We start from the raw sequence: 15175 nt of genomic DNA, 5'->3' as shown, positions 1-15175 counted from the left end.
AAATATGAACACATTAAGTAAAAGAAAAAATCCTTTTGAAGTGCTTGGTCTTAGTGACGGTGAAATGTCACTAAATAAAATTGAAATTGCTTATCGAAATACGAGAAAAAATCTTGATGAGCAAATGACTCTTGGTAATGCTTATCATATTACATATGAAGAAATTGAAAAAGCATTTCAGGAGTTAATAACCTATTTAGACGAAGATCCTGCACGTGATTCTGAAGAAGTTGTGATCTCTTCTTCTTTTTTACCTAAATTTAATTCTAATAAATCGCGTAATAAACCAAAAAAAGAAACCAATATTGTATATTTTTATCAAGAAAAAGAAGCTTTTAAAGAACAACCAAAACCTACAATTATAAAAGAAAATATCAAACGTCCAATAGATAGTATTATGAATATGAAAACCCCAAATTCAAAAAGGGTTACAGCTTTAATGGCAAAAAAACCTGATAAAATAAAAGAACTCGAAAAATATATTTCTGAAAATGAAAAAATATCGGGAGGATTGCTAAAAATTCTTAGAGATAAAATGCATGTCAGTATTGAAGAAATGTCAAATAAAATTAAAGTGAGTAGATTATATTTAGACGCTATTGAAAATGATTGTTTTGATAAATTACCTGCAGAAGTTTATGCTAAAGGATTTTTTAATTCTTATTTAAATTATTTAGGGCTTGACAGAAAGGATCTTGTTGAAGCATTAATGGATGTTTATAGAGCCCAAAAAAGGTTGATTAAAAATAGTTAGTTTTGTCAGCCCAAGGCAAAACATTGCGGGATGGCAAACGAAATGAGTGAAATTATTCAGTTGAATGTTCCAGAAGAATTTGAAAACGAGCGTCTCGATATTTTCATCACCCGCATGTTTGATTTGATTCCAAGCCGTTCTTTTGCTTCCAAACTCATTGAAAACAATAAAGTAAAAGTAGATCAAAAATTTCAAAAGTCTTCATTTCGTTTAAAAAAAAATCAAATTATTGAATTAAATACCTCTTTTTTAACAGAAATTAACCCGAATCCTATTGGCGAAAATATTCCATTAAATATATTATATGAGGACGCGCATTTAATAGTTATTCATAAACCTGCAGGAATGGTTGTTCATCCTGGGGCGGGCGTTCATTCGGGAACTCTTGTAAATGCGATTTTAGGGTATTGTGGTGCTACGCTCCCTTCGTTGGGAGCTCCTTCTCGAGCAGGAATTGTTCATAGACTTGATCGCGATACGAGCGGTGTGATGGTTGTAGCAAAATCACAATTAGCATTAACTCAATTATCTAAGCAATTTGCGGATCATTCACAAATACGAATTTATCATGCTATCGTGTATGGAGAATTAAATCCCAAAGAGGGTAAAATTGAAACTTGGCATGGCCGCGATCCTAAAAATCGGCTCAAATATTCTGTTCAGGAAATGGGTGTAGGTAAAAAAGCAATTTTGAATTACGCAACAATAAAGAATATTTGTCAGAATTTAATTTCATTAGTTTCTTGTCAATTATATACAGGTAGAACACATCAAATTCGTGTACAAATGAGCTCTATAAACCACGGTATTATTGGTGATGCTCTTTATGCAAAAACTCCACAAACAATTAAAGCTAATAAAGAATTATTAGCTTTAATTAGCAAAAATGCAATACGACAAATGTTACACGCAGTTCATCTTGGTTTCAAGCATCCTCTTACAGGTGAGCATATGGGGTTTGATGCTCCTTATCCTGATGATTTTCAAAATATTTTAAATCTTTTGCAATAAAAAAGGTTTTAATTAATGAATGATAATTTGATAAAAAATTTTTGGAATTGTGGATGCTTTATTGGTATTCCTTCCGAGAATAAAATTTATGTAATGACTCATCAAAGTGATTTTAAAAATAATGAATGTATTTTAAATCCGCCTTATTTTTATTTAAATGATTTTTATATGAATCATTCTTCACCGTATTTTAAAGGAGAAGTATTTTTTGAAATAAGCTATTCTGAAATGCTTAAATTAATTTCAAAAGAGTTCTCTGAAAAACCTCAAATATCATGGAATGAATTAAGTAAAAAAAATTATATTAATCAGTTTGAATCAATAAAAAATGCTATTGATACTGGCTATTTAAAAAAAGGTGTCCCTTATTCTTCTTTGAATGGGCAATCTTTAATATCAACAAAAAATAAAGTCTATTTAATTAAAAGTTTACTTGAAAATAAAAATCAAAATTCAACTTATATTTACGGATATTGGAATCAATTTAATGGTTTTATTGGTTCAACACCTGAGCTATTATTTATACAGAATGATTGTTATGTTCAAACGATTGCACTTGCAGGAACAGTTCCAAATGCAAAAAATGTAAATAAAGAAGCCTTTGTAAATAATCAAAAAATGCAAAAAGAACATTTGTTAGTCATTGAAGGTTTGAAACACTCTCTTTCTCAATTTGGAATGGTTTCTATTGGAGAAACTAAAATTTTAGAATTGCCTAAATTGATACATTTAAAAACGGATATTTTAGTTAAACTTAAAGAGAATTTTCCTTTTCAGTTTGAAAAATTTTTAAAAGAAATTCATCCAACGGCTGCCGTAGGATCTTTGCCTAAAAACAGTCAAGGCAACTGGTTACCACAAACAAAAGAGGAAATATTAAATAGAGGGTATTATGCTGCTCCTTTTGGAATTATATTAGATGAAAATAATTCCATATGTATTTGCACGATTAGGGGCATGCAGTGGCAAGACAATATTGTTAAAATATGTGCAGGCGGAGGGGTTATTTTAGAAAGTGATATCAATTTAGAGTGGCAAGAAATTGAGTCAAAAATGGATGCTATCAAATATAGTTTAGGTCTTTGATTTATAAGAATTTTAATAATTCTTATAACAATACGTGATAATTAAAAAATAAATAATCAAAAAAATTAAATATTTACGTGCTTTTTGTAAATAAATATTTTTTATCTAATCACATAAAAGCATTGTATTTTTCAAAAAAACACTAGAAATCAGCGTTTTTTTATAGCACTATAGAATTGCGTACACTTACGGTATGCGCCGCTGAAGGAGATTTTTTTGGACAAAGAAAATAGGTATGTAGAGCTTCACTCGCCTGACTTATTGAAAGCATTGCAAAAAAGAAATGATTATTTTCAAACTCTGCCTGAAGAGAAAAGAGAAGAAGCATATATGTTTCAAGAATATATTGATGCTGAGCTTAAAAAAGCAGGAAATCAAAATAATAAATTATCTATATTGAGCAATCTTATGAAAGAGCAGATGAGAGAACTTCATAAACAATCTCGCTCCTTATCTAGTACTTTAACAAGTTTTTCAAAATCATTAAAAGAATTTGCTGAAAATAAAATAAACAACTCCTAAAAACTTTCCTCGAATTTATTCAATTTACTTGAATTCGCCCCCCTTTATCTCCCTTAAAAATAAATGTAAAGTCGCTCACTGTTGAGACAATTGTCTTTAGGAACAAGTGGGGCTTGGTGCCCGTTTCATTAAATGGTCTTTTTAATTTTGGAGAGTTTCATGAATATTCATGAGTATCAGGCAAAGGAACTCCTTTCCCGTTTTGGTTTAAGTATTCCCCTAGGGAAGCTGGCATACACTGCAACAGAAGCAGAATGGGCAGCGCGCAGTTTATCTTGTGGAAAAGAGGGAAGAGTCGCTGTTATAAAAGCACAAGTTCATTCCGGTGGTCGTGGAAAAGCGGGTGGTGTGAAGCTTGTAAAAACTCCAGATGAAGCTTATGCAGCTGCGGAAAAAATGTTGGGAATGACTCTTGTCACTAATCAAACGGGACCACAAGGAAAAAAAGTAAATAAATTACTTGTTGCTGAAGGTTGTGATATTGATAAAGAGTATTATTTTGCACTCGTAGTCAATCGTGAAACGGCTTCTATTGGTATTATGGCATCAACAGAAGGTGGCATGGATATTGAAGAAGTTGCTGAAAAACATCCTGAAAAAATCATCACCGCAGATATCGATCCCACTGTGGGCTTACACGATTTTACAATACGTAAATTAAGTCTCGCATTAGGATTTGGTTTAGGAACTCCTCTTGCCAAAGATTTTGCAAAAACTTTAAAAGGTTTATACCAAGCATTTTTAGAATATGATTGCTCTATGGTTGAAATAAATCCACTTGTTCTGACTAAAAAAGGAACATTAGCAATCCTTGATTGCAAAATGAGTTTTGATGAAAATGCTCTGTTTCGGCATCCAAATATTGCAGATCTTCGCGATTATGAAGAAGATGATGCTAGAGAATTAGAAGCATCTAAATATGGATTAAGTTATGTTTCGTTAGAGGGTAACATCGGTTGTCTAGTAAATGGTGCTGGTCTTGCTATGGCAACTATGGACATAATTAAACAAACAGGTGGACAACCTGCCAACTTTTTAGATGTGGGCGGTGGAGCAAGTCAAGAAACCGTAACACAAGCATTCCGTATTATTCTTCGTGATAATGCTGTAAAAGGAATATTTGTAAATATTTTTGGTGGGATTATGAAATGCGATGTTATTGCAAACGGTATTGTTGCCGCAGCTAAAGAACTCGGATTAAAAGTTCCTCTTGTCGTTCGCCTTGAAGGTACCAACGTAGAACTTGGTAAAAAAATTCTTAGTGAATCTGGATTAAATATTTTAAGTGCTTCATCCATGGGTGATGGTGCGCAAAAAATTGTCAATGCTGTAAAGTAACAAAAGATTAAAAGGATTAAAAATATGTCAATTCTCGTTGGGAAACAAACTAAACTTATTTGCCAAGGTATTTCAGGAAGCGCAGGAAAATTTCACTCTGAAAAATGTGCAGAGTATGGAACTCAGTTGGTTGGCGGTGTGGTGCCTGGAAAAGGCGGCTCTACTGTTTTAGATAGACCTGTATTCAATACTGTTGCAGAAGCTATGCATAAAACAGGTGCCAATGCATCCATGATTTTTGTACCCCCTCCTTTTGCAGCAGATTCTATTTTAGAAGCCATTGATGCGGGTATTGAATTGATTGTTGCCATCACAGAAGGCATTCCTGTACTCGATATGTTGAGAGTGAGAAAAGCACTTAACAACGCAGGTGGTCGTACGCGTTTAATTGGACCAAACTGTCCTGGTGTGATCACTCCTGGTGACAAGTGCAAAATCGGAATTATGCCAGGACATATCCACTTGCCAGGCCGTGTTGGGATTATCAGTAAGTCTGGAACGTTAACTTATGAAGCTGTGGGGCAAACTTCCGCTTTAGGAATTGGTCAATCCACATGCGTGGGCATTGGTGGCGATCCTATTAATGGTACAAGTTTTATTGAAGTTCTAGAGATGTTCCAACAAGATCCAGACACCGATGCTGTTATTATGATTGGTGAAATTGGTGGTAATTTGGAAATTGAAGCTGCTGAATGGATTAAAAGAAACATGAAAAAACCTGTGGTAGGCTTTATTGCTGGTCAAACAGCTCCAAAAGGCAAACGTATGGGGCATGCGGGCGCAATTATCAGCGGCGGAAAAGGAACTGCAGAAGAAAAAATTGAAGCTATGAAATCCTGTGGATTGCATGTGGCTATGAGCCCTGCAGATATGGGAATCACTTTGAAAAAAGCATTAGGTAAGTAATTTAAAAAGGCAGAAATTCTGCCTTTTTTTTATTATGTCTTATTGAAACTTTATATCTTTTTTACATATAAAGTTTTTTCTACTTTTGCAATAATATCACCTTGTTCATCAAAAATAAAAACTTCTTTATTAAATAAATACTTCTTTTTACTTTCAGCATGCTGTCTAATTTCATCAATTTCATCTTGTGTAAATTCAAAATGAGCTTTAACTGTTCCTTTACCAGGTTTAATAAATTCAATTTTAGAAGCTTTATCCCAAATAATATATTCAGAACCTAGACTTTTTATGAGCATAAGCATATAAAAAGGGTCGGTCATTGAAAATAAGGAGCCTCCAAAATGGGTGCCTACGAAATTTCTATTGTACCATTTTAAATTCATAGCCACATCGAGCATAAGAAAGTCTTTGCTAATATTGGTTATTTTTATTCCCGCTCCTAAATATGGTGGCCATAAACTCATAGTTTTAAATAAGTATTCCGCAGGAAGCTTTGATTTGAGAATTTCCAGTAAGTCCACAATAGGTTCCTTTTTAATTATAAATTAAACTGCATAGAAGTTATATCATAATTAATTTATGAAAACTATGTCAAATTTTATGTTACTTAAATCAGAACCAATTTTTAAAATATCAGCTATAATGTGATCAACTTTTGGTTGAGCTTGGTTGAGATAAGTGATTGAATATTGAAAGATTTCATCAATATTACTATAATCTTCCTCTTCATTAACTTTAGACTGTGTTAAAATTTGAATTTTTAATACTTAAATTTAATTTTTATAAAATTTCAATTAATTTTTTATGGATAGCTTCAATTTCATTTGTGCTGTTTAATTTTAACTAATTAATACTATTTTATTTTTTTTATATGTGAGTTGAAATCATTGGAATAAGATTTTTTGATATTAATTCTAATGGATTTTTTATTTTTTTTAGTAAAATGTAACATATTATAAAAAATAATATTAATATTTATTTTATGTATATTTAATATTTCATAAAGTTCTTTTATTTGGAAAAGCTCCTCATTTGATTCATAAATAAACTTTGGTGTTCCTGCATAATAAATTTACAAAATTATTACAATAAATACAACTAAGGTCATATACTATACCAAATTTATCTGTATATCCCTCATTTTTATTAGTCCAAAAAAATGTTATTTTTGCTAAGTGCTGATTAGAAGGATATATTGTAAAAAATGGCCATTTTAAATTATAAACAACTTTAGTATTTGCAATGCTGCTAATCATTGTGGTATTTGCTACAATTTTTGCGGAATTTAAAAATTGTTAGTTTTTGTTAGGCTCCAATATTAAACTTTCAAAATCAAAAGAAAGCTCTTTTTTGATTTTGAAAGTTTAATCGAGGTATGCAATTCTGAGACAATCATTTATAAAATGTGCTTTGTTTTTTTATCTATATACGCCTTATCGGCAAGATATATATTTAAACTTTTCAATGATCCCAATCTTTTCTTCTTACTTCTCCAGTTTGATATGCTTGCTTAATTAACTTTATATATTCTAAAAAATCACTATTTTCGTCGGCTATTCTATTTGCACTGCTCCAATCGACATCAGATCGCTCTTTAGCTGGAATTAAAATTTGGCTTTCCGAAGGAATTTCTATATCAAGCTTAATCAATCCAATCCCATGTAAACTGGATAACATTCTTAGTTCTGATAGGGTTTTTTCTTCTATTTCTGAAGCAACTAAATAACTAAAATTAGCCCAAGAAGAATTACTCACTGTCTGAAAAAAAGATTCACGAACATTTGATCGGTTCAAAAGAATTTTAACTTCAAAAGACCATAATTTTGTTTCTTTATCCGAATAAACTTTGACACAGTCCTTAACTTCACGAAGCCAGCCTTGTGTTAAGTCTTGCATGCCAACAACATCGGGGTAAAGCCACTTGTTCCCATTTGGTCCTCGAGAATTTTTTGAACATTTTTCATTAATTATTTTGCTATATATCTCTAGTTCTGACCACAAATATTCTGATAAAATAGGGTAAAGATCTTTTTCACTTAATTGATTTTCATTTTGAGTTTCTTCACTTTTAAATGAATTTTCTTCTGCTTTTATAATTTCAACAGCATCGCTTTGTTCCGTATAGTAATATTTTTTTGGCCGACCTTCGGTTGTCTTAATTTGAGGATGCTGATTTTGTAAGCGTGGCCGTTTAGCTGCAATCTCGGCCGTAATTTGCTTAACAATTGCATTGTCATTATTTAAAGGCATGATTTGAGCTGTCGATCTATTTTGTTTTTCTAGACATTCTTTTGGATAATTTTTAAAAATCCACGCAGCAATTTCATTTGCAGTATATTTATTGTCTGAGTGCTGTTTTAAAAAGTCATAAGTTTTTTGGGTTAATTTTAGTCCCGCATAAGTTTCTTCCTGAGTCATAGTATTTTCCTACTTAAGCAACTTTTGCATTTTTATGAATCATAGATAAAATTTCACATATATGATCTATTTCTTTTATATTAAAAATTCCTTCAGGTCCTTTATTACTTAGATCTGTAAATGGTGATTCATAAAGTAATTTAGGATCCATGTTACCTTTAGAAGTTAAATGATCAATAATTAAATTTATAAAATTAATTTGACTGCTACTTAATGTTTTACCATTTAAGAATAAGGAAAAAGCTTTTTTAGCTGCTTCTTTATCTAATCCTACAAGGCTTCGAATAAATACACCAAGGCCATCCGATTGTTGTGAAATTAGATGAATAGACTCTTCGTTTCCAATATTGTTTTCAATAAATATTTTTTCAATTTCTAAAAGATCTTTTTTTGTTAAAGGAACATTCATTTTAATTTTATGAATTGAAATATGATTTAAATGTTTTTTTAAAAATAATTGTGCTTTTATTTTAAAGTTTTCTAAATTTCCCTCAGCAGAAAAGTTACTATTTTCCCCTGAAATTGGAATAGGAACAATTGTACCTTCATCAATTATGTCCTCAAAATTGGTATAAACAATTCTTCTTTGAGATTTTTCAATAAAGACAACTAAATTTCTAAGATTTTTTCTTGTATTTTCAAGTATAGGAATGTTGATATCTTGCCACCATTCTTCATTTTGAATGTCTATTATAAGATCCATATGTTTAGCTACGCTAGGTATATTCGATTTTTCTTGAAGTAAATTACAAATTGAAATTAATTTTTCAGAATATTTTTGATATTCTGATTGATCGTTTAATATAGATATTTGCATTTGGTACATTAAAATATCAAATCTTTTTAATTCTTGAGGCTCTGCCTCTAATTCACATGGTAGCCCAGCAACTTCGTCAGACAGGGCTTCATAATCATCTTCAGATAATTCTTTCCAAGAATCAAAATTAGCAAATTTTTCAACACTTTTTCTATAGTGCCTGACTACAAAATTCTCTACATTCATTGCCGCTATTTCTTTGTGCAGTTCCTTTTTTGTGTCATCAATAATTCCAATGTAATTGGCATCATTATTTAAACTTTGAATATATTCAAGCCTTGTAGTAAATAAACGATGTGAAATAGACTTTTGAACGGAAGGTTCTTTTAGTTCTGGATTTTGTCCAAAAAATTCTAAGTTTTGACAATAATCGAAAATATAAAAATTTTCTTTATCTTTGCCTGGAGCAAATAAATCAGGACATAAGCGTGTACCACGACCTATCATTTGCCAAAACTTGGTTTTTGATCTGACCATTTTAAAAAAGACAAGATTCACAACTTCTGGAACATCTATCCCTGTATCAAGCATATCTACAGAAATGGCTATATGCGGCTCTTTCTCTTTTATCGAAAAGTCTTCCAAAATATTTTGTGCATAGGCTGTACTATGGGTAATAATTTTGGCAAATGAACCTTTAAAATGTGGATAATTTGCATCAAAACGCTCCGCAATAAAATTTGCGTGTGCTTGGTTTTTTGCAAATATAATTGTTTTTCCAATTCGATCGCCTCCATTTACACAAATACCTCGCGTCATTAAATATTCTAAAACTTTATCTACGGTATTCACGTTAAAGAGCCAGTTATTGAGAGCACTAGCATCAATGGTTTGTGGTCTTATTTCATCTGCTTCTTCACTCCATTCTATTTCATCCCATTGCTGTTTTTCTTGATCTGAAAGTTCATTGTATTTAATTCCTTCTCGTAAAAACCATGTAGGAACAGAAGTAGGAATAGGCGGAACTAAATATTTTTCTTCTATAGCAATAGATAATTCATAGGCATCTGTTGGAACATTTTCTTGGAGATCAAAAAGATCGTAAGTGTTTCTATCTATTTCACTTCTTGGAGTAGCGGTAAGCCCCACAAGCAACGAATCAAAGTAACTAAAAATATGTTTGTATTTTTGATATACGGAACGGTGTGCTTCATCTACAATAATTAAATCAAAATAACCTGGGGTAAAAATTCTTTTTTCTTCATTTGTTTCGTTAATTAATCCCATCATAGTCTGATAAGTTGAAACACACACACGCCCTTGTCCTGCATGGTCTTCAATTAAATTAACAGGCGAAGAATTTGGCAGAAATTTTTTAAACGCATTTAAAGCTTGTTTTACAAGCGAAACTCTATCCGCTAAAAACAAAACTCGTTTTACCCAATTACTTTGCATAAGAACATCGCACAGAGCAATAACAGTTCTCGTTTTACCTGTTCCTGTGGCCATGACAACCAAAGCTTTGCGATTTTTTTCTTTTTCAAAAGATTCGCATATTTTTTTTATGGCACGGTATTGATAATAACGGCCTGCAATTTCATCATTTATTTCTGCATCAACTATAGATTTTTTTGTGTTACGTCTCTGGATTAAGAGTTGCAGTTCTTGTTTTGTATAAAAACCCTGAACTTTTCTTGGAGGATAATTTAAATCATCCCACAAATAATGATCGTAGCCATTTGTGTAAAAAATAACGGGACGCACACCATGTTCTTTTTCTAAGCAGTCGGCATACAGTTTTGCTTGTTCTTTCCCTATTTGTGGATCTTTTTTAGTACGTTTAGCTTCGACAACGCCAAGTGGTTTGCCATCATCCCCCCACAAAACATAGTCAACATACCCAACGCCTGAATTGCTTGGCATGCCTGTTACTTTATATTCTCGATCTTTTTCATTACCTAAAGACCAACCTGATTCTTTTAATAAGAGATCAATAAAATAATCTCGCGTTTGTTCTTCGGAATAATCATGGGTATCTATTCTTGCCGAATTTAGCTTTTTAATTTCTGCTATTTCTGCTCTTAATTTTTCAATTTCAGAATCTAAATTTGTTTTATCATTTATTAATTTTGAATTTTTTTCTTTTTGTTCTTGATATTCGGTTTCGTATGTTTTTAATTGTTCAATTGTTTTTTTCGGAACGAGAATCGTTTGGGGGACTAAAGAATCATTATACATTAATGATTCAGGTAGTTTTTGATATTTATTATACCCCCGCGCTAGCCAATAACATATGTGAAATAATTCTTTTACAGTTAATATCGCGTCTCTGGTTGTTACTTCTCTACTGCTATGAACAGCGTTGTTACCTAGTTTTGTAATGATCCGCATTTTTTGAAATAATGCTTCGCCAACAAGGTCTTTAAATGTTTTTTCATGGATAAGGGAACTTAAATTATCTTGGTAGGGCATGCTTAAAGAATTATCGAACTTATATAACCAAGAAACAGCAAGCTCAAGACAACGTCTAGTATAAAAACAAGACGTTCGTGGATCATGATGTATCGAATTTTCTGCTTTATTTGCTGCTTCGTATAGGAACTCCCAATCTGCTTGAAGAAAAGAAAAGTTGCTCATAATTGGCTCTCTGGTTGTTTGTTTTGTTTTTTTGCATGGTTTTTTAAAATACTTTCTAAGGAATCGTTTTTACTAAGTTCGCCTTTAAAGGCGCGGTCTTGGAGGGAGGAGAAGAGATCGTCAATTAATTTTAAATGATTAATTTGTTTTAATCTTGTTTTTTCAATTTCATAAATTAACTTTCCAAATTTAGTTTGTAAGTTAATTTTTGGATGGCCGACGAGCATAGAAAGAACCTTATCTTGAGTTATGTTTTTCATTGATCCACTAGTACCAGTGGCTCGCCTTGCAATTTCAAAACGAAATTTTGGTTGTTGAAAGAGATGACAAACATAAAAAGGATCTGCTTTTATTGATGAGTACCAAATAAATCTCCATAATTTATCAGATAAAGTTAAGTTATTTGGAGTTGAATATACATATGCAGTTGCACCAATTAATTCAGAAGTATTTGCTCTACTGAATAAAAGATCTCCATTATGTACAATATGTGCTGGTGGAGGCGTATAATTTGGAGGTAACGGTTTACTTTCATCAGGTGCGAATTGAAGTTTTGTCACCGAACTAACTTTTAATACACGGTATTTGGAGCTGCTATCTTCATTATCATCAGCAACTATACTTTTTCCACTTTCAAAACCTAAAACAAAATCAGATATTTTTTTTGTTTCCCATTTTCGATCATTTTCAACAGGATCCCCAAACATATCCAAAAAAATAGATTGTTTAAGTTCATTCAGATGCTCAATAGCTTGGCGGCGTTTTGTGCGAAGTTCGTCAGCGCGATCAAGAATGTCTGCAATTCTTTTTTGTTCTGGGAGAGGAGGGAGATAAAGTGCCAATTTTTGAAGATCTTCTAGAGAAACATTATTTACAAGCGCGTGTTTACCCATGTGCTCTATCTGAAGAAGTTTGCTTTTTAGTGAATGTAATAACCAAGATCTTGAAATTTTATTTTCGTTTGGAATTAATTTAACTATACGTTGGTTTAAAAGAGCTCTTGGCCCGCTCCATTCAACAACTCTAAAGCTACCTGATAAAGTAAGAAGTAGATCTCCAGAATTAATGACAAATTTTTCATTATATTCATGATCCCAATATAAGAATTCCTTTTCATTTTTTGAATCAACGTTTTGAATTCTTATTATGGGTACGCCACAATTATTGGAATTAAACTTAGATGCGCTCCAAGCAAAGCCAGACAATAATTTACATACTTCAGTTAATTTTACATATTTCATCCCAACATCCCTTCTAACTCTTTCATCCCTCGCTGAATTTCGGTTTCTAATTTCGCAAGGTCTGCAAGAATTTCTAAAGGAGCACGATGTTCTACTTCCTCATGCACAACTTCTTTGTATCGGTTTAAGCTTAAATCGTAGTCTTGAGCGACAATATCTTTTTTAGGAACACAAAAACTTTGTTCGGTACGTTTGCGTTTTCGTTCTTCTGTATTTCTTTTTTCAAAACGATTAAGCACATCGGGTAAATTATTTTTATTTAATTCATCACTATTTAATTTAACTTGTAATGTGGCACCAAGTTTATCTTCACTTAATAAAGGAGTACGTTTGTCATCTAAACTCCAACCGTCCGCTTTAACATCGTAAAACCAAACCGAGTCAGTTCCACCAGAATTTGTTTTTGTAAAAAATAAAATTGCGGTTGAAACACCGGCATAAGGTTTAAAAACACCGCCAGGTAAAGAAACAACAGCATCGAGTTTTTGTTCTTCCACAATCATTTTTCGTAACTCTTTATGTGCTTTACTGGAGCCAAATAAAACTCCATCGGGAACAATGACAGCAGCACGTCCTCCTGGTTTTAAAAGCTGTAAAATAAGGGCAAGAAATAACAATTCGGTTTTTTTGGTTTTCACCACTTGTTGTAAATTTTTAGCGACATTTTCATTATCAAGAGAACCAGCAAAGGGAGGATTTGCAAGAAGTAACGTGTATTTTTCTTCTTCATCGGAATGATCTTGTGACAGAGAATCACGATACAAAACATCGGGGTTTTCTACACCGTGCAAAAGCATATTCATGCTACCAATACGCAACATGGTGCTATCAAAATCAAAACCATGAAAAGCTTTGTGATGAAAGTGATCTTTTAGTTTTGCATCTCTTAGTATTTCAGGGTGTTTTTCGCGTAAATATTCACTGGCTGCCACTAAAAAACCGCATGTGCCACTAGCAGGATCGCAAATCACATCTTTGGGATTTGGTTTCATCATTTCAACCATCAAACGAATGATGTGTCTTGGAGTACGAAATTGTCCATTTTGACCTGCTGTCGCAATTTTACCGAGCATATATTCATACAAATCGCCTTTGGTATCTCTATCTTCCATAGGAACTTGATCGAGTAAATCAACAACTTTTGCAAGCAATGCAGGTGTTGGTATCGTAAAACGAGCGTCCTTCATATGACCTGAATACGTAGAACCATCGCCACCCAAATTTCGAAGAAAAGGAAATACATGTTCGCTAATCACCGTAAACATTTCTGCGGGAGATTGGTTTTTAAAACGCGACCAACGCAAATCTTGGTAGTTTCGACCTTTTTGATCTTTTCCATTGGGGAAAATTTGTTTTTCCATGGATTTTTTTAAGCGGGTCGCTTTGTTCTCTTCAAGTGTTTGAAGATCATCAAGGCGTCGTAAGAAGAGTAAATATGTAATTTGTTCAAGAACCTCTAGTGGGTTTGAAATTCCACCAGTCCAAAAGGAGTCCCAGATTTTGTCGATTTGATTTCTTAATTCACCTGTAAGCATCTTCTATCCTAACTGTAATCGTAGGTGTTATGTATATGACTTCCTTTCTATTCTTATTAAAAAAATATTTCTATAGGAGAATGAAGCAATTTTCGAAAAAACTATTTTGCTGAAAAATAAATCAACCTTTAAAAGTGAATTAAAGTAACAATTAACATTCCCACCATTTTTGTTGCGATTGTTCAACACAATCCCAAATTTGAACGGGAGTTCCACTTGCAGGATTTGCTTCTCTAACATCAAGATATACTTCCGCAGCAGTAGAAGTGAGAATTTATTAATTTTTTGACAAAAATCAAAAGAAGCCGTATATAGCCCTTCCGATTGATGGAGGGCGTAATGACTCTTTCTGTTTACTTTGCTGATGGCGTTGTTGATTTACTTAAAAAAGTTCGATTTACAGATCCCAGACCATTAGTTCAGAAAAAAGCAGAAGCGCTCATTTTGCATGCACATAGCATACCAATTAAAGAAATTTCAAAAATATTAGGTTCTTGTGAAAATACAATTTGTTCTTATTTTCATGAATTTAGGAAGAACGGAATTGAAGGTTTACTTGAAAAAAAAATTGTAAAAAGAAAAAGTGAACTTTACAATTTTCGAGAAATGATTGCAAAATATTGCACAAAATAAGATATCAATGTGGTTCAGAAAAGATAAGTATTGTTTTGGATAACGCAGGGTACCAGCATTGTAAACTTGTTAGGAATCGTGCATCACGACTTGGAATCGAATTTATATTTCTTCCTCCGTACTCTCCAAATTTGAATATAATTGAAAGATATTGGAAATATGTGAAGAAAAAATGTTTAAACTCAAAGTATCACATGAGTTTTTTTTTATTTAAAGAGGCAATTAAAAATAGCTTGCATAAAACAAATTTTGATAATGAAACTAGAGATGATCTTATTTCATTAATGCAGTTAAATTTTCAGGAATTCAAAGAATCTCAACTTCTAGTTGCCTGAGG

The 15175-nt window shown here is 32.3% G+C and carries 13 protein-coding genes; 8 read left to right on the top strand and 5 right to left on the bottom strand.

Going from position 1 to position 15175, the window contains the following annotated elements:
- Positions 1-4: 4 nt before the first annotated feature.
- The 6 genes from AXG55_RS13950 (at position 5) to sucD (ending at position 5617) form a co-directional block, all read left to right on the top strand.
- A complete protein-coding gene (locus AXG55_RS13950) occupies positions 5-754 on the top strand; it encodes a helix-turn-helix domain-containing protein (protein WP_148698710.1) in 750 nt (249 codons plus the stop codon).
- Positions 755-784: 30 nt separating this feature from the next.
- A complete protein-coding gene (locus tag AXG55_RS13945) occupies positions 785-1765 on the top strand; it encodes an RluA family pseudouridine synthase (RefSeq protein WP_148698709.1) in 981 nt (326 codons plus the stop codon).
- Positions 1766-1780: 15 nt separating this feature from the next.
- Positions 1781-2851, top strand: coding sequence for a chorismate-binding protein (locus tag AXG55_RS13940; protein ID WP_148698708.1), 1071 nt, complete (start codon positions 1781-1783; stop codon positions 2849-2851).
- A 216-nt stretch (positions 2852-3067) separates the two neighbouring features.
- A complete protein-coding gene (locus tag AXG55_RS13935) occupies positions 3068-3373 on the top strand; it encodes a DUF3135 domain-containing protein (protein ID WP_233231248.1) in 306 nt (101 codons plus the stop codon).
- Between the two features lie 159 nt (positions 3374-3532).
- Entirely contained in the window at positions 3533-4711 is a 1179-nt protein-coding gene (gene sucC / locus AXG55_RS13930) for an ADP-forming succinate--CoA ligase subunit beta (protein ID WP_148698706.1), read from the top strand.
- Between the two features lie 24 nt (positions 4712-4735).
- The gene (sucD, locus tag AXG55_RS13925) at positions 4736-5617 is read left to right on the top strand and encodes a succinate--CoA ligase subunit alpha (RefSeq protein ID WP_148698705.1); all 882 of its coding nucleotides are present in this window, start codon (positions 4736-4738) and stop codon (positions 5615-5617) included.
- A gap of 50 nt (positions 5618-5667) precedes the next feature.
- Here sucD and AXG55_RS13920 read toward each other — a convergent pair whose 3' ends face one another.
- The 5 genes from AXG55_RS13920 to AXG55_RS13900 all read right to left on the bottom strand — a co-directional run bounded on the left by AXG55_RS13920 (position 5668) and on the right by AXG55_RS13900 (position 14205).
- The gene (locus AXG55_RS13920; RefSeq protein WP_148698873.1) at positions 5668-6081 is read right to left on the bottom strand and encodes a DUF4442 domain-containing protein; all 414 of its coding nucleotides are present in this window, start codon (positions 6079-6081) and stop codon (positions 5668-5670) included.
- Between the two features lie 997 nt (positions 6082-7078).
- A complete protein-coding gene (locus AXG55_RS13915; protein WP_148698704.1) occupies positions 7079-8035 on the bottom strand; it encodes a COG2958 family protein in 957 nt (318 codons plus the stop codon).
- Positions 8036-8048: 13 nt separating this feature from the next.
- Complete coding sequence (locus tag AXG55_RS13910; protein ID WP_148698703.1) at positions 8049-11429, bottom strand: DEAD/DEAH box helicase family protein; 3381 nt, start codon at positions 11427-11429, stop codon at positions 8049-8051.
- The gene (locus AXG55_RS13905) at positions 11426-12670 is read right to left on the bottom strand and encodes a restriction endonuclease subunit S (RefSeq protein ID WP_148698702.1); all 1245 of its coding nucleotides are present in this window, start codon (positions 12668-12670) and stop codon (positions 11426-11428) included. The genes AXG55_RS13910 and AXG55_RS13905 overlap by 4 nt, the downstream gene beginning before the upstream one ends.
- Positions 12667-14205 (bottom strand): class I SAM-dependent DNA methyltransferase, encoded by a 1539-nt coding sequence (locus tag AXG55_RS13900; RefSeq protein ID WP_148698701.1) that lies wholly within the window; start codon positions 14203-14205, stop codon positions 12667-12669. The genes AXG55_RS13905 and AXG55_RS13900 overlap by 4 nt, the downstream gene beginning before the upstream one ends.
- 339 nt (positions 14206-14544) lie before the next feature.
- On the opposite strand from AXG55_RS13900, the gene AXG55_RS13895 reads away from it, so the two are divergent.
- Positions 14545-14838 carry a helix-turn-helix domain-containing protein gene (locus tag AXG55_RS13895; RefSeq protein ID WP_233231246.1) on the top strand — a complete coding sequence of 98 codons (294 nt, stop codon included), beginning with the start codon at positions 14545-14547 and terminating at the stop codon, positions 14836-14838.
- Positions 14826-15173, top strand: coding sequence for a transposase (locus tag AXG55_RS15205; protein ID WP_233231245.1), 348 nt, complete (start codon positions 14826-14828; stop codon positions 15171-15173). Before AXG55_RS13895 ends, AXG55_RS15205 begins: the two co-directional genes overlap by 13 nt.
- Positions 15174-15175 lie beyond the last annotated feature (2 nt).

It is taken from the genome of Silvanigrella aquatica (genome assembly GCF_001907975.1).
Lineage (GTDB): Bacteria > Bdellovibrionota_B > Oligoflexia > Silvanigrellales > Silvanigrellaceae > Silvanigrella > Silvanigrella aquatica.
Note: the sequence above shows the minus strand (reverse complement) of the source record. Positions and strands in the feature narration are given on the sequence as shown.